Here is a 15,196-nt window from a genome sequence, read left to right as displayed (position 1 = left end):
TAATCAGCACCGATCACAAACTGCGCGCTGGTGGCAATATCGATTTCAAGTTCTACCAACTCGGTAGCGGAGCATCGGGGCATGACATCTTCTACAAGTACTACTATCTATGGTCAGACGTGGTGGACCAATATCTAAAGCAAACAAAAATGGATTTGACGGACTAGTTTATCGATTTTCGATATTCATTCGGAGTCATCCCTGTCTTCGCTTTAAATAGCTTCGAAAGGTGTTGTGGGTACTCAAATCCTAGGCCATAAGCAATTTGGCTGATTTGCTCATTTGAGCTCAATAAAGCGTTCTTGATTCGTTCAATGAGATGATCTTGAATGTACTGTTGCGCGTTGCGACCCGTAGCATTTTTCATCATGTCGCTGAGATAACTGCTCGACATACACATAGCCTCACTGAGGTATTTGACTGTTGGTAGCCCGTTTTCAAGCACTTTCTTAGATTCAAAATATTCTCTTAAGATGCCGTCAACTTTTTCCATTAAATCAAGATTATGGTTTTGGCGAACAAGGAATTGGCGTTCATAATAACGAGTACAATAGTTAAGAATGAGTTCAATGTTAGAAACAATCAAACGTTGAGTATGCTTATCAATGTTCTGGCTGTATTCTTCTTCAACTTGGCGGACTAAGTCACTCAATATGTTCTTTTCTCGCTCTGAGACGTGCAGTGCTTCATTGGTGTCGTAAGAAAAGAAAGAGTAGCTCTCCATTTGACTTGCTAAGCCGGAGCGACGAATCAAATCTGGATGAAACAGTAACGCCCAGCCTTGCTCATCTTCAGTTCCTTCGGTCGCGCTATAGTTATGTGCTTGGCCTGGCTTCGAAAATACCATGCTACCTTGATCGTAGTCGTAGTGATTTCGACCATAAGTGATTTTACCGCTAATGCCTGACTTGAGCGAAATCTGATAAAAGTCATAAACATAAGTAGCATCACCGTAGTCGTAATTCGTTACTCTTTCATCAATTTGGATCAATGAAATTAGTGGATGTGCAGGCGCAGGTAAATCAAGCGCTTTGTGTACCTGCGTAATGGTTTTTATGTGAACGATATTTGACATAACTAACCTGGCGATTTACTCACTTGGGTATAAATCTAGTACGCGAACCTTCAATGCATCAGCCATCTTTTGATACTGTAATCGAGTGTGTGATTCGTCCCAAAAATTGACGTATACACCAGTGTAGTCCTCATGAATAGTAAATTTTGTGCCCAGTTCGTGAGATTCAAGATGGTAGTGCTGATCAAAAGTGATCACACCCCAAATCCCGCCCTTATGGTTGAGATGCGTAGAAGGTGTTATCTCAATCACTTCAGAAGATATATTCGCGCCTTTAGATTCTGTCTCTTGAAAGTAATAAGTCACTTTATTACCAACTTCAAGCTTACCACTGACCAGAGTAATTGCGGGGTTCCACTCTTGATAGCGCTCAATATCAGTGAGTACCTGCCACACATTTTCTGGTTCGCTAGGGATAATAATCTCGGTATGAACTGATTTTGCACCAAGCATCGCGCTTGCTGACATACTTGCAGCAAGTAGAGCGTGAGAACTAAAAATAGGCATGGCAAGTCTCCATTGTTATGTAAGTTTTACGAGCTAAAGTTATCGCACCATAAAATCGATAATTCGGTCGAACGTTCTATCGCTTAGAAAACGTCTCATTAACAGTGTTGTAGTCGAAAATTTACCCGCTGCGTAACGTGTCTTTGGTTTAGGGTTGTTGAGGATCTCTTGTACCACTTTAGAGATCACCGAAGTAGGAGAGCCCGCACCATCTTTACCTGACTCTTTAAGGCTCAAGTTCGCCACTCGTTTTGCCAAGTCTTGATAAGGGCCATGGCCAGAGTTGCCTAATACTTGTTTTGACATGACCTCAGGGAATTCTGTTTTAATGGCTCCAGGCTCTAACACCACAACATTGATACCTTTTGGTTCCAGTTCTAGTCTCAAACAGTCACTGAAGCCCTCAATAGCGTGTTTACTTGCGTGATACCAAGCCCCCATCGGTGCATAAATCTTACCGCCAATAGAAGAAGTATTGATGATGGTGCCTGATTTCGCCTCCCGCATGTAAGGCGTGACTAATTGTGTGAGACGAGCAAGTCCAAACACGTTGACTTCAAACTGATATCTCGCGTCATCAAGGCTAGTTTCTTCTACCGAGCCGTACAGCCCATAACCAGCGTTGTTCCATAGAACATCAATGCAACCTTGCTCTGCGATGATTTGGTTTACACAGCGCGTGATATCTTCCTCTTTTGAGATATCCAATTGAAGAACATAACCACCAGCTCGTTCAAGGTCGCCCATTTCATAAACACGGCGAGCTGCACAATATACGATGTTACCTTGCTTGATGAGGTCCATTGCCGTGTCTTTACCCATTCCAGAGGATGCACCGGTAATGAAAATAACTTTTGCCTTTTTCATAATCGTTCTCACGTTAGTCTTTAAAAATTTGTTTGTTCTAGGCTGGCATGTGTTTATTGAAGAAAGTACTTAGTCGCTGTGGTGATTGTCCCAACCAGTCGTAAGCGGCTGCTCGATTTTTATCTAAATCAAGCATTAATAATTCTTTTTCACCGCCAAGTAATTGATAGTACTCATTCACTTTTTCTAATTTGGTCCATGGATCATTCTTGTTTTGGATTACCAGAGTGGGCACGTGAATGTTTGAAACATACTTGAAGAAGGATCCCGCAAGGTCTGCTCCACCACGTTTCATGTTGTATTGATTGACGCGATTGGTTAAGAAGTTAGGCACTCCCATCGCACTCATGTAGTCGACATAGCGCAGCGGCTGAACGGAGATAAGCGCTTTGATGTTTGGGTAGTGTTGTAAGCCGTTTTCTAGCCCATAAGCAAAGGCGGTAGAACTGGTTCCCATACAGATACTGAGTAAACCAATCTGGCTGTCCTTGTATTGAGGGTGAGTTGAAATAAAGTTGACTGCTGCCACAACGTCTTTTGCTTCCTCGCACCCCCAAGCAATATATGGGCTTGAACCATGTGCGCTATTGCCATGATTACGTAGGTCATACATTAGAACGCTGTAACCCTGCTCAACGAGGTGTTTTGCTTGACGTAAAAAAGAGATGTTCTGCTTGTAGAGTTTGATAAGTCCTTTACCTTCAGGAGTGAAACCTGCACGGCTGCACTGAACTCCGAAGTGTGATTGGATGATGACTTTGTCTGACGAGCCCTCTATCAGCCATCCCGATAGGGTTACACCATCTTCAGCTTTGAACGTTACGTCTTGGTAATTCAAACCATACTGCTCTGGTGTTTCAAATACTGGTGATTGACCACCTTTCGTCATCATATCTGCAAGGTATTTTGTAATCATGACCATCTCTCCGTATCAAAGTGCTTTTGAATGAGAGCCAGTATATCGAGCATGTTTTGAGCTGACGTATACATATCCTAGAAGCATGTATACATCTTCAATTTGATTTGAATTGTTACGTTTGATTTTGACTACGAGGATAAAAAGAACCCTGCTCAGTAGCAGGGTTCTCGTTCTAAAGTCAGCTATTGCAAGACATAATCAGAGTGGGGAGTACTAGAAGTCGAAATCGACCTTCACGTAGTATGTGCGGCCCATTTCTGTCTCTTCGTAGGCTTGTGTTGATTGGTCTAAACGTTCATCCGTCACGTTGGTTACACCAGCTCGGAACGTGAAGTTCTCGTTGAGCGCGTATGCACCGCCTAATGATACAACCGTGTAGGCGTCGAGGTTATTGTCGCTACCATCTTTTTGCTTGCCGGTGTAGTTAAGGCCAGTAAAGAAGGATAAGTCGCGTGTTGCCAGCCAGTTCAGATTTGCGTTTGCTAACCACTCTGGAGTGTAGGCGATGTCTTCATCGTCGACTTTATTAACGGCATCGGTGTAGGTTGCATTGGCTGTAAGCGACCAGCTTGTTGAGAACTCATAGCTACCTTCCAGTTCAACACCTTTTGTTTCAACCTTATCGACGTTTTCGTATTGAATGATGGTCGATGTTCCATTGAAGAAAGGCGTTAAGTCACGGTCAATCAGGTTTTTAACATCATTGAAGAAACCTGTAGCTTGCACATAACCATCGACGCCAGAGTACATGGCAGATAACTCGTATGTTTTCGATGTTTGTGGCTTAAGATCTGGGTTACCAACCAGCGTGCATCGACCACCACAACTGACTAGAGAGAAGTCTTCAGACGATTGGAACAGTGTTGGTGACTTAAAGCCTTCACCGTAACCGCCTTTTAGGGTGACGTTATCAATTCCGTTGTAGACAAAGTAGACACGTGGGCTGAAGTCATTGCCAAATTGGTTGTTGTGCGTGAGACGTCCGCTCAATGTTGCTGCGAAATCATCCGTCACAAAATACTCATCTTGAAGATAGACAGCACTTTGTGTCACTGAGCGAGAGCTCGAATAGTCGCGTTGGTTCTCGACGCTGGTATAAGAAACTTGTGCACCAAGAGATAAAATCTGACTGTCAAAGTGGTCGACAACAAATCTTGAATCTACGGTGTGGTTGTCTTGGTTCAGTTCAGCTTCATCAACCAATGGGTGGAAGTTGTTTTCGTTCACTTGTGCTGTTTCATAGAAGTAACTGGTATCCGATTCACCCCAATCCCAACTGCGCACATGGCCTAAAGTGCTGGTGAGTTTTTTTCCATCGTAATAGCTGGTTGCTAACATGTTCATGCTGCTGAAGTAGCTGTTCTCTACACGTTCATCTTTTGAGTACGACACATCAAGGTAGATGTCGTCTCTATCTGTGATAAACCAGTTCAAAGAGCCTCTGAACACGTTTCTTTTCTGTTCTGTCTGCGGAGAAAAGTTCTCGCCAGCATTATCTGGGAACCACGCTTCTTGATCACTGATATCTACGGTCGCAGTGTAAGTCAGTACGTCAGGAATGATTGAGCCGCTAACAAATGTATTACCTGCCTTCAATTCACCGCCAGCATTAGGCAATAGCGCATTGGCGTCGTTGTCAGCGGGCATGCTGTAAGTCAGGCTGCCTGAAACATTGGTTTCTGTTGACGCTTGTTTAAGGATTACGTTAACCACGCCCCCAATTGCCTCACTACCGTAGAGCGAAGACATTGGCCCTCTTACGACTTCGATCTGTTCAATAGCGCTCATTGGGATACTGGATAGATCGAATGAAGCACCACGGATCACGGTTTCACTAGAGCTGATTCGACGTCCGTTGATCAAAAACAGAGTGTAGTTACCGTTAGACGAGTTTTGATTCTGTAGACCACGGATAATGATTCTTGGCTCTGCACCTGTTGTTTTGGCAACGTGTACACCAGCCACGCTCTCAAGCGCTGTCGAAATGTCGGTCGCAGGCAGTTTATCGATATCTTCACGTGTGATCACCGAGATTGATGCAGGCGCATTCTTTATCGATGTTTCATATTGGTTCGCCGTTACTACCATAGTTTCTGTGTGTTGTGTTGATTCACTTGCCACTGAAGGTAACGAGACGAAGCCTGCTAAAGCGATAGCCACTGCTAGTTGATGTTTCTTTGTTTTTATCTGTTCCATTTCTTGGGGGATCCTTGGTGCTTATTTACTAAATAATGTTGTTAATCCATCTGCCAGCATCACGCGCCAACTATAGTAGTCATGACCACTCGCGACGCTTTTAAACGTCACCGGATAGCCTTTCTGTTTTAAGGTGTCGAATAGGTTTCTATTGGTCTGATAGATACTTGCGTTCTTTGGCTCTGTCTCAAATACACCGGCATTGAGATAGAATTGGATGTCCATTTTGTTCTTGGTTGCGGCCAACTCGCTCATCCAACTCTGCTGGTTGGGCAATTGCTGTTTGGCGCCTCGTGGTTTCCACCAAAATGAGCCAGATTGACTGAGCACCTTGCCAAAACGTTGTGGGTGTTCCAAAGCAATATAAGTCGATGCTAAGCCGCCAAAACTAGAGCCAGACAACACTGTGTTCTCTGCGGTAGGGCATATAGAATGTGTGTCACAAAGCCATGGCATCAGCTCATTAGCCAACATGTTGGCGAACGTCTCATTGGGTGTGAGTTCCTTCCCTCGCAAACTTGGTCTTGATGGGTTAACAAATACGACCCTCATTGGTGGGATGGCTTTGTCGGCAATCAAGTTATCCATGACAATTGGTGTCGGTACTTTATTTAGGTAGGCGTCGCCATCGAATAGAATCAGTAACGGTGAAGCCTTATCTAGCGGGTAAACCTTGTTCGGCTCATAGATACTGATTTTTCTTTCTTCATCACTCATCGAGTCACTGTAAGAAAAGTGGCTAACCAGCCCTTTAGGTTGTTTTTGCTCGGTTGCGACCTGGTCGCTCGACGCGTAACTCAGCGTCAACGTAGATGCAGAGCCAAAGAGACCGGTATCTGCTCCAAAAATTGGCTGTAGATTCAGTGGATCGGGTGCTGCGGTCGCCAATACCGCTTTTCTCTGCTCTCGATTCACGTCTTTTAATAACTGCGGCACATTGGGCGCAATTCGGTATGAAAGGCGCGTCGTGTCTGGAACTTCAAATGAGTGAAACCAAATGTCACTACCTTCAATCTGGCTCATCTGAGCATGGCCGCCATAAGGAGCCCCTAACAGGCGGACATTGTCGACGTCACCTCTATACAAAAAGGTAACGATCGCTTTGTTAAGAGTTTGATATTCAACGAGCGGCGCGCCCTGTGACTCAATGATTTGCCAAAACTTTTTTTCAGCATCTTTTACACCACCTTTGATGTCACTGGCGGTTTTAGACAGGGTCGGGCTAAGCATTGGCAGATCTGGCGATAAGTATTGATCGCTTTTCAGCGCCATCGGGTTGAGTTGCATCTCAACCTTTATTGGTTTGTTGCTGTCCGCTGTCACCTCTATTTGATAGGTGTCTGCTTCGTCGACGTACCAAAATATCTCGGTTTCACGAGAGTGGTCGTTAAGTAGTTTCTTGATTGGGTCGCCAGAAGAGTTAAACGCGATCACTTGGTCCATACACCCCTGGCTACGAATATAGCCACGGTAATAGCCAGGTTTGTCGACCTTCAAAGACAGTTCTGTGTGGGTGTCGAACTTGATGTTTTGTGCTTTGTTTGCGTCAATGATCATTGCGTGAGCACTGGATAACTGAGTGACAAGAGCAAAAAAGAGAAAAATCCATTTCATGAAAAATCCCATTGGTGTTAATGATATTAATTATCATTTATGGTAATTTTCTTTTTCACTCTCTAACAGCAGTTTGAGTTATGCAAAGTAACTAGATTGTTATGAAAACTGGCAGGCACTTATGAATAGTCGAATATCTTCATCTTTTAGAAAAAGCGCTCTCGTGCGTTGGGTTGAGACTGAAGAGAAATACCAAATGGTGTCTGAACAATTCACAGAGACAGATCCACTTCTAGAAGGGAATGTGGATACGTGCAAGGTTAAAGAAAGCTTCTCTCTGCATTGGGGAACGACTACAGAGCTTAAAGATCATCAAGTGATATCCACAGCGCGTAAGGCTCTGATTTTAATCATCCTAACGGACGGTAAGCTTGACTTCAGTTACGATGATTTGAATTTCAATATGGACTCTAAAAATGGCTACCAAGGCTTGGTCGTTAACTTGGCAAAACCTGCTACTTTTAGGCGTACTGTTCAGAAAGGGAATAAGGTTGCTAAGTTAAAAGTACTGATTCCGCAGGATTGGATTGAGGAGCGAGTAGAGGCGGGCAGTCGAGTTGAAGAATTTATCTCACAGCACTTAGCTAACTTTGATCTTTATTCCAATGAGAACTTACGTGCAATCATCGATAAGATTATTGAACTGCATAATGGAAACGAAACATTTAAGAAAATTAAGTTGGAGTCGCTAACTCAAAGCTTGGTTTTAGAAGTGTTTGAGCAGCTCACAAACAGTGACAGTCCAGTGAAACCTGTTTTGCTAGAAGCGTCGACGATCACAACTGATAACACCAAGAGCTCCATTGATGGTCTTATCAACCATATTGAAGATAATCTCGATAGCAACCTTTCTGTTAAGGCGTTAGCGGAGTATGCACACACAAGCGAATCAAATCTTAGACGGAAGTTCAAAGAAGTGATTGGTTGTAGTCTTAAAAGTTACATACGCCGCCGACGCTTAGAGGTGGCTCGTAAACACCTTGAACAAGGCTTAGCGTCGATAACCGAAGTAGCCTACTACGCCGGTTATCGCCACCCTTCGAACTTTACTAATGCCTACAAGAAAGCCTTCGGTTATCCACCTGCTGATTCGGTGAATAGGCGTGATTAATTTGGAATCTCTATTGATGTAATGCTAATTAATATTTGAAGCCAGTCCGCTTTTATGTCGAAGTTTTGTCTAATTTAATGCGAATGTCTTAGGTATGAAAAATTCTGGAACTTCCCCAAGTTAGAAGACTCTGAAAGGCACTTATTTATGCCCTGTACAACATCATGATTTTTCGTTTTATCACTGAGTTCATTATCATTCTTTATGCTGTCGCTAGCTTCTCATTCATACTTTGGTGTGCCTTTGGAAAGTAATGTTAGCAATGCGAACAGGCTGGCACAGTAATTCGATGCTGATGCCCTCGGTTGATTGATACAAGCCTCCAGACAAAGAAAAAGGAAAGCAGTACGAAACATGCTTTCCTTTTTTATTCGGTTTGAAGTTAATCTTTATTTCAGAAGATCAACGATAGCTTTACCTACGCCATGAGCGCTCGTCGGGTTTTGACCTGTGATGACGCGGTCATCGACGATGACAAGCTCTTGCCATGGCTGCACTTTCGAGTAACGCGCTGCGCCACGAGCCAAAGACTCTTCCAATAAGAATGGGATGTCGTTGATAGTGCCAAAATCAATTTCTTCTTCGCGAGTAAAACCAGTCACTGACTTAGATGCAAGCAGCTTCTCACCATTGCTTAGCGTGATTGGTAGTAGAGCACCCGGACCATGACAAACTGCTGCGACAATACCGCCATCTTCATAATGCTTAGCCGAGATCTTAGCGAAGTCTTCGTTGGTTGCTAGATCTGAAAGTAGGCCAAAGCCACCTGGGTAGAAGATCGCATCGTAGCTATCTCCATTGATTTGCGATACAGGAATGGTGTTGTTCACGCGGTTTAGGAAATCATCGTCCGCCAAGATTTTTGCGTTTACTGCATCGCCTTCGATGTCTGTTCCGTATAGAGGAGCTTGACCACCTTTGATAGAAGCAATGTCGTAATCAAAGCCAGCATCCAATAATTCGCTCAAGGCATGAGTCAGCTCTGGCGCGTAAGTTCCGTTGGCTTGGTCGGTTTCACCTAGCGTTGCATGGTTTGTAACAATAATCAGTACTTTCTTCATGATGATGTCCTTATGAAATTGCGTGTATTTGTTGAACACCTTCATACTAATTGCTAATCAAATAAGTGATAATACGTTTAATTGGCAAAACATTATTGCTAAACAGCAAAGATAGTTATAGCACAGGTGATTATGGATAGTTTCGAAGGCATTAACGAGTTTGTTACGGTTGCGGAGAGCAAAGGGTTTTCTGCCGCGTCGAAACAATTAGGATGCAGCACCAGTCACGTGAGTCGCCAAGTCACGAGATTAGAAGAGCGGTTAGGTGTCGCTTTGTTAGCACGTTCAACGAGAATGGTGAGTTTGACCGATGCAGGTCAGGCGTATTATCAACAATGTAAGGAGCTAGTGATTGGGCTTCAGCAAGCGAATGAGACGTTAACGACGCAGCAGACTCAATTGAGTGGCGTACTAAGAGTCAGTGCTGCTGGAGCATTTTCAGAAAACCACGTCGCCCCCGCTTTGATGGAGTTCGCTAAACAACACCCAAATCTCACGGTAGACATTAACTTCAACACTAGCATGGTCAACTTTATTGAAGACGGCTTTGATTTTGCGATTCGTTATGGAAGGCTCAGTGATTCGGGTTTAATCGCAAGAAAGCTGGTGGACCGTCCAATGGCAGCGGCTGCAAGTCAGAGCTATATTGATGAACATGGCTTACCAACGTACCCGGAGCAGCTTAAACATCACAGCTGCATCATTGCAAACAAAGACGTTTGGCTGTTCGAGAAAGACGGACAAACGTTGGATGGAGTGAAGGTACAAGGTCGATGGAAAAGCAATAATGCTCACACGGTTCTGCAAGCCTGCACTGAAGGGTTGGGCGTTGCCTATTTGCCCAAAAGCAGCTTTAACGATGCAATTTCCTCTGGGCGTTTAGTACCTATACTTGAACCCTATTGGGGCAGCGGCAACAGTAGCTGGATTGTGTACCAAAACCGACATTTCTTACCATTAAGAGCGAGGCTAGCTATCGATTTTTTACTTAAACACTTTGCTGGCTGGCAGGAGTAAATTGCACGCTTTTGGGCACTGGTAAGAATAGTTGTACTGACACATATTGTATTAGTTTGCGTGGCTAGAGTTGTATATCGGTTCGATTGTCAAACTTGAACCCGTAGCACGGTTTATGCTGCAACGGATTGCTGGGAATGATGTTCTCCGCTAGTGTGCGGTAAATTATATGTAGTGTATGTGTTTCTGGATTGTCTTATATGTTAAAGCGTTCTCAATTAAAACTGAGCGTCTGTTTTCTTAGTCTCTCAATGCTCTCGGCATGCGGTGGAGGAGATGGCGGCGGTAGTTCACCTGCACCCAGCTCCCTAACACAAGAGCAGCGTTACGACCTTTTGTATCGCTCGACATTTGGCCCAGAGCCAGACTCTTATCAAGAATTAGCCAACTTAGGTTATTCAGCTTGGTTAGATCAGCAGTTTTCTATGTCTCCAACTTTGCACTCAGCTCGATTGCAACAATACACGTTGGCAGAGAGCGCGGACACTTATAACCAATCTGATCGTGTGGCGGTTTGGTGGGATGTTAGCCTGAATGCGCCCGACCAACTTCGCCAGCGTGTCGCCTTCGCGTTGAGTGAACTGTTCGTGATCTCTAGGTATGGTGCGAGCCTAGGTGGCCGCGCCGTCGAGATGACTGATTACTACGATATGCTTATTACCCATGCGTTTGGCAACTATCGTGATCTTATAGAATCGGTGACGCTGCATGCTGCAATGGGCGACTACCTATCCATGATGGCAAACCAAAAAGCGGATCCAGACAATAATCGTTTTCCAGATGAGAACTACGCACGTGAAGTGATGCAACTGTTTAGTATCGGTCTGTATGAGTTAAACCAAGATGGTACAGATAAACTGGACAGTCAGGGGCAACTGATTCCAACTTACTCGCAGGATGATATTGAAAATCTTGCACGAGTATTTACAGGCTGGCACATCGCCGAAAAAACCAAACCATGGTGGGGTTCGAAAGAGGGAAATTGGCTTGTCCCAATGGTGGCTTATCCTGACTATCATGATGACGAACAGAAAGTTGTGATGGGCAATGTTTTTGCTCAAGGCCAGACGCCAGAGCAAGATATGGCGCAAGCGATGGACATGTTACTTAACCACCCCAATACCGCACCTTTGGTCAGTAAACATCTTATTCAAAGATTGGTCACGTCGAACCCTTCTCCTGCTTATGTCGCTCGAGTTAGTGCATTGTTTGCAGATAATGGGTCAGGCGTGAGAGGCGATCTTAAAACCGTGATTCGCGGCATTTTAACCGATAGTGAAGCGCTCAGTGGCGGTGATCGAACGCCTGCCAAAATGAAAGAACCCTTGATCGCGATGACCAATTTTTTCCGCGCATTCGAGGCTAAATCGGCTGACCCCACTGGACGATTTCATAACTCCATTAACACGTTTGGTGCATACGGGCAGTCGCCATTAGGTTCACCAAGTGTGTTCAATTTTTTCTCTCCAGATTACGCTCCAAACGGTGAGATAGCAGCGGCTAAAGACGTAGCGCCTGAGTTTGAAATACTGAGTTGGAATAATTTCATTCTGACTAACAATCAGCTTTGGACTGCAACCGGCAGAACGAATTACAACGGAGAAACCAACCCGTCTCGTATCGTTATCAATACAGCGCCGCTAGAAGCGATCGCCAATGATCATGAAGCTCTGATTGCAGAAATTGAAAGGCGTTTACTCTCTGAAAGAATGAGTGATGATCTTCGCGAGATAGTATTAGAAGCATTAGAAGAGCTTCGAGATACACAACAGAGTTTAAAGGTTCGTAACGCCATCTATATCGCAGTAACGAGCCAAGAGTTTCACATTGAGGAGCTAGCCCAATGATTTCACGTCGTCAATTATTAGCGGCTATGGCCTCAACACCTATTGTTTCAATGATGGGCACTAGCTCCGCTTATGCGTTGCCAAATAATGATTATAAGGCTCTGGTTTGTGTCTTTTTATTTGGTGGCAACGATGGTTTCAACATGTTGGTGCCTAACGATAACGCACACTACGATGAATACGCGAATGCTCGTCCAGACATTGCCATCCCACAAGCATCACTGCTTCCTTTATCATTAAACACTGGGTCAAGTTTATCGTTGAGTTTGCATCCTTCTATGGGTGAGGTTCAAAGTCTATTCGATAGCGGGAAAATGGTCGCTATTGCTAATAGCGGTGTACTCATTGAACCTGCGACTAAGGCTGGATTGAAGGATGGCACACATGCAATGCCACCTTTCCTGTTCTCTCACAATTCTCAACAAGCGGAATGGCAACGTGGTTGGTCTGGTAGTAATACGACGCTAGGCTGGGCAGGTCGCTTAATGGATGTGTTGAGTAGTGAATCAGACTCCATTAGCCCAACTTTCAGCCTTAACGGCTATGCTCAGCTATTGAATGGTAGCGACCATACGGCCAATTTGATCAATGCCTCTTCGCTACCAAAAGTGAATGGAATTAATAACGCTCAACGTCGAAAAAGTTTCGATCGTGTTATGAGCCTGTCGCCACATACAGCGTTTGGGCGAGAGTTTGACCGTGTGAAAAACGATTCGGTTTCAATAAGAGATACGTTAGCAAATGCGATTAGCTCGATACCAGAAGAAGGGCACTTCCCCGATCTATCTTTAAGTAAGCAGCTGCATACGGTTGCTCGATTGATCAAGTCAAGTGATCAGCTGGGTCACCAAAGACAAGTATACTTTGTCGGTTTTGGTGGCTTTGATACTCACGCAAATCAATTGAACGACCATGCGGAGTTGATGAGCGCTTTAAGCCAGTCGCTCGCTGCGTTTAACCAATCCATGGAAGCGGCAGGTTTAGGTGACAAGGTGACCACCATGACCATGTCCGATTTTGGTCGCCGTCTGGCAAGTAATGGCACTGGTACCGATCACGGCTGGGCGAGTAATCACCTTGTGATGGGCGGCGCTCTGAACGGTGGGCAATTATACGGGCAATGGCCATCTCTGATCCTTGATGGAGAGAATGACTTCAACAAAGGGCGGATGATTCCAACGACATCCGTTGAGCAAATCGGCGCGACAATTGCTAAGTGGATGGGAGTGAATACCGACAGCGCGATGGACTACATTTTTCCTAACCTGACGAATTTCTCAGTGAAAGATTTAGGCTTTTTGAAATAACTTAGTTTGAGTAGTGAGGAATATGATGCGCTTCTAATTCCTACCACTTTAAGTCGTTCTGGGATCGTGAAAGCTAATTTATCTTTTAAGCTTATGCCGACCAAGAACCACCTGTTTTGGGAAGGTGGTTCTTAGTTATTTATTGCTTACATCCCATAGCGGAATGCTTTACCTGCGTTGACCATATCACGATGAATAGGGGCTAATGCATTGGCGTAAGTGGCAAGTAATTCCATGGTGTACTGACTACGATCGTTGAGCTGTTGATCTGTACATTCATGATGAGCAGTTAGGGTGTTTTCACAATTTCTAAATATCAAATGGTCAGGCAAAAAACATACGTGATTATTTTTGTTACCCGTCAATCGGAGTTCACTTATCGGGTAAACACCATTTATGCTGGCTGACACGCTCACTAACAACGCGGCTTTGTGAGCAAGTTCTTCATCAGAGGTCAGCATCAAAAAGTTTTTCAGTGCCGGTGTTGCCATTCCATGCCATTCGGGTGTGATAAAGATGAATGCGTCTGATTGCTTGAGGGTTTGAGCGATTGGTTTCCAACAGTCCCATTCTTCACTGCCTTGCCACACGCCCTCATTCCAAAACGGCAAATTGAGTTGGTGTAAGTCAAGAACTGTTGTGTCATCAAAGTAGGACGAAGCTAATTTTTGCAAATAATTAGCGACATTTAAGCTTTTAGATTGTGCTCTCTGACTTCCGGATACGATGGTAATTTTCATAATAATCCCTTTTTAAGATCTGAAGTTGTGATTGATGGTTGTGTTTTAGTTGAGCGAGGTGTTGAGAGGAAAATCGAGACGAGAACCGCAGCAGCACCGAGTGATTGGAGCCAAGTAAGGCTCTGATCTAGAATGAAATAGCCAAGGAAGCAGGCAGAAACGCTGCTGAGAAAACCTAAAAATGAGACCGTCACTGGTGCGAGCTTTTCTATGCCGCGAAACCATAAAAAGTATCCTAAAATGGCCCCAATCAAACTTAGGTAGGCGTAACCCAAGTAGTTGGTTGGTGTAAGTTGAGCTGGAATACCTTCTAGCCAAAGCGCGACGGGCAGTAATACCACTCCACCAAACAACAACTGCCAACCAGTGAAGCCAAGCATGGTCATGCCTGAAGGGCGCCCCCACTTTTTCGTTAGTACCACCCCTGAAGCCATACTTAATGTGCCAAGCATGGCGATTAGTACGCCTCGTATATCGAGTTGGGTCGAGTTATTAAGTATCAAAAGAGTGACCCCAATAACCCCTAGTCCACATGCTGCCATCTGTTTTGAAGAAAAATTCGCCCCTAATAAGTACCAGCTTATGATCATCACAATGATCGGTTGTACCGACATCACGACGGAAGCCAATCCGCCTGGCAAATAAGTCGCCGCGAAAAACAGGCAGTAGAAAAACAATCCGATGTTTAGAAACCCTAGCACTGCCATACGAGACCACCATAACCCAGAGGGCAAGGTACGACTTAAGAGCACTAATAGGAGACCTGCTGGAAGCGCCCGAATAGTTGATGCAATTAAAGGACTTTCTGGTGGTAGTGCCTCTGTCGTCACAATGTAAGTGCTGCCCCAGACTATTGGTGCAACAGCAGTTAGTGCGACGGTTTTCATCTGTTGAACTCTATTCATACCTCACCTTTCTGAATCGGTCGTTTGTTT

Annotated in this window: 13 protein-coding genes; 4 read left to right on the top strand and 9 right to left on the bottom strand. The window is 44.5% G+C overall.

Translation table 11 applies throughout. The features are described 5' to 3' along the window. Nucleotides 1–163: 163 nt before the first annotated feature. From AC6R05_RS23190 to AC6R05_RS23165, 6 genes are all read right to left on the bottom strand, one after another. Complete coding sequence (locus AC6R05_RS23190) at nucleotides 164–1,075, bottom strand: helix-turn-helix domain-containing protein (protein ID WP_285466006.1); 912 nt, start codon at nucleotides 1,073–1,075, stop codon at nucleotides 164–166. A gap of 15 nt (nucleotides 1,076–1,090) precedes the next feature. Continuing rightward, nucleotides 1,091–1,582 carry an SRPBCC family protein gene (locus AC6R05_RS23185; protein WP_152470930.1) on the bottom strand — a complete coding sequence of 164 codons (492 nt, stop codon included), beginning with the start codon at nucleotides 1,580–1,582 and terminating at the stop codon, nucleotides 1,091–1,093. Nucleotides 1,583–1,621: 39 nt separating this feature from the next. Next, nucleotides 1,622–2,449 carry an oxidoreductase gene (locus AC6R05_RS23180; RefSeq protein WP_500648808.1) on the bottom strand — a complete coding sequence of 276 codons (828 nt, stop codon included), beginning with the start codon at nucleotides 2,447–2,449 and terminating at the stop codon, nucleotides 1,622–1,624. A gap of 37 nt (nucleotides 2,450–2,486) precedes the next feature. Further along, a complete protein-coding gene (locus AC6R05_RS23175) occupies nucleotides 2,487–3,365 on the bottom strand; it encodes an alpha/beta hydrolase (protein WP_500648807.1) in 879 nt (292 codons plus the stop codon). A gap of 216 nt (nucleotides 3,366–3,581) precedes the next feature. Further along, the gene (locus AC6R05_RS23170) at nucleotides 3,582–5,564 is read right to left on the bottom strand and encodes a TonB-dependent receptor domain-containing protein (RefSeq protein ID WP_500648806.1); all 1,983 of its coding nucleotides are present in this window, start codon (nucleotides 5,562–5,564) and stop codon (nucleotides 3,582–3,584) included. A gap of 21 nt (nucleotides 5,565–5,585) precedes the next feature. Next, nucleotides 5,586–7,178: an alpha/beta hydrolase-fold protein gene (locus tag AC6R05_RS23165; RefSeq protein ID WP_500648805.1), complete on the bottom strand. Its 1,593-nt coding sequence runs from the start codon at nucleotides 7,176–7,178 to the stop codon at nucleotides 5,586–5,588. A 121-nt stretch (nucleotides 7,179–7,299) separates the two neighbouring features. On the opposite strand from AC6R05_RS23165, the gene AC6R05_RS23160 reads away from it, so the two are divergent. Next, nucleotides 7,300–8,289, top strand: coding sequence for a helix-turn-helix domain-containing protein (locus tag AC6R05_RS23160; RefSeq protein ID WP_500648804.1), 990 nt, complete (start codon nucleotides 7,300–7,302; stop codon nucleotides 8,287–8,289). A gap of 389 nt (nucleotides 8,290–8,678) precedes the next feature. Here AC6R05_RS23160 and AC6R05_RS23155 read toward each other — a convergent pair whose 3' ends face one another. Next, complete coding sequence (locus AC6R05_RS23155; RefSeq protein WP_032551778.1) at nucleotides 8,679–9,350, bottom strand: type 1 glutamine amidotransferase domain-containing protein; 672 nt, start codon at nucleotides 9,348–9,350, stop codon at nucleotides 8,679–8,681. 132 nt (nucleotides 9,351–9,482) lie between these two features. Between AC6R05_RS23155 and AC6R05_RS23150 the strand changes: the two genes are divergently transcribed. The 3 genes from AC6R05_RS23150 to AC6R05_RS23140 all read left to right on the top strand — a co-directional run bounded on the left by AC6R05_RS23150 (nucleotide 9,483) and on the right by AC6R05_RS23140 (nucleotide 13,521). After that, nucleotides 9,483–10,367: a LysR family transcriptional regulator gene (locus AC6R05_RS23150; protein ID WP_500648803.1), complete on the top strand. Its 885-nt coding sequence runs from the start codon at nucleotides 9,483–9,485 to the stop codon at nucleotides 10,365–10,367. Nucleotides 10,368–10,567: 200 nt separating this feature from the next. Next, nucleotides 10,568–12,214, top strand: coding sequence for a DUF1800 domain-containing protein (locus AC6R05_RS23145; RefSeq protein ID WP_500648802.1), 1,647 nt, complete (start codon nucleotides 10,568–10,570; stop codon nucleotides 12,212–12,214). Then, nucleotides 12,211–13,521 (top strand): DUF1501 domain-containing protein, encoded by a 1,311-nt coding sequence (locus AC6R05_RS23140; protein ID WP_500648801.1) that lies wholly within the window; start codon nucleotides 12,211–12,213, stop codon nucleotides 13,519–13,521. Before AC6R05_RS23145 ends, AC6R05_RS23140 begins: the two co-directional genes overlap by 4 nt. A 146-nt stretch (nucleotides 13,522–13,667) precedes the next feature. Here AC6R05_RS23140 and AC6R05_RS23135 read toward each other — a convergent pair whose 3' ends face one another. Together AC6R05_RS23135 and AC6R05_RS23130 are read right to left on the bottom strand one after the other, a co-directional pair. After that, on the bottom strand, nucleotides 13,668–14,261 hold the full coding sequence (locus tag AC6R05_RS23135) for an NADPH-dependent FMN reductase (protein WP_500648800.1): 594 nt from the start codon (nucleotides 14,259–14,261) through the stop codon (nucleotides 13,668–13,670). After that, nucleotides 14,258–15,166, bottom strand: coding sequence for an EamA family transporter (locus AC6R05_RS23130; protein ID WP_500648799.1), 909 nt, complete (start codon nucleotides 15,164–15,166; stop codon nucleotides 14,258–14,260). Before AC6R05_RS23130 ends, AC6R05_RS23135 begins: the two co-directional genes overlap by 4 nt. Between the last annotated feature and the right edge of the window lie 30 nt (nucleotides 15,167–15,196).

The sequence above is a fragment of the Vibrio sp. R11-SG3-ISO9 genome, from assembly GCF_059834255.1.
This window is presented reverse-complemented; position numbering and strand designations above follow the sequence as displayed.

Excerpts from the sequence above, each read along its gene's own strand:
- AC6R05_RS23190 (WP_285466006.1), bottom strand. The coding sequence starts at position 1,075 with ATGTCAAATATCGTTCACATAAAAACCATTACGCAGGTACACAAAGCG.
- AC6R05_RS23150 (WP_500648803.1), top strand. The coding sequence starts at position 9,483 with ATGGATAGTTTCGAAGGCATTAACGAGTTTGTTACGGTTGCGGAGAGC.
- AC6R05_RS23145 (WP_500648802.1), top strand. The coding sequence starts at position 10,568 with ATGTTAAAGCGTTCTCAATTAAAACTGAGCGTCTGTTTTCTTAGTCTC.
- AC6R05_RS23130 (WP_500648799.1), bottom strand. The coding sequence starts at position 15,166 with ATGAATAGAGTTCAACAGATGAAAACCGTCGCACTAACTGCTGTTGCA.
- AC6R05_RS23165 (WP_500648805.1), bottom strand. The coding sequence starts at position 7,178 with ATGAAATGGATTTTTCTCTTTTTTGCTCTTGTCACTCAGTTATCCAGT.
- AC6R05_RS23155 (WP_032551778.1), bottom strand. The coding sequence starts at position 9,350 with ATGAAGAAAGTACTGATTATTGTTACAAACCATGCAACGCTAGGTGAA.
- AC6R05_RS23170 (WP_500648806.1), bottom strand. The coding sequence starts at position 5,564 with ATGGAACAGATAAAAACAAAGAAACATCAACTAGCAGTGGCTATCGCT.
- AC6R05_RS23135 (WP_500648800.1), bottom strand. The coding sequence starts at position 14,261 with ATGAAAATTACCATCGTATCCGGAAGTCAGAGAGCACAATCTAAAAGC.
- AC6R05_RS23185 (WP_152470930.1), bottom strand. The coding sequence starts at position 1,582 with ATGCCTATTTTTAGTTCTCACGCTCTACTTGCTGCAAGTATGTCAGCA.
- AC6R05_RS23175 (WP_500648807.1), bottom strand. The coding sequence starts at position 3,365 with ATGATTACAAAATACCTTGCAGATATGATGACGAAAGGTGGTCAATCA.
- AC6R05_RS23140 (WP_500648801.1), top strand. The coding sequence starts at position 12,211 with ATGATTTCACGTCGTCAATTATTAGCGGCTATGGCCTCAACACCTATT.
- AC6R05_RS23180 (WP_500648808.1), bottom strand. The coding sequence starts at position 2,449 with ATGAAAAAGGCAAAAGTTATTTTCATTACCGGTGCATCCTCTGGAATG.
- AC6R05_RS23160 (WP_500648804.1), top strand. The coding sequence starts at position 7,300 with ATGAATAGTCGAATATCTTCATCTTTTAGAAAAAGCGCTCTCGTGCGT.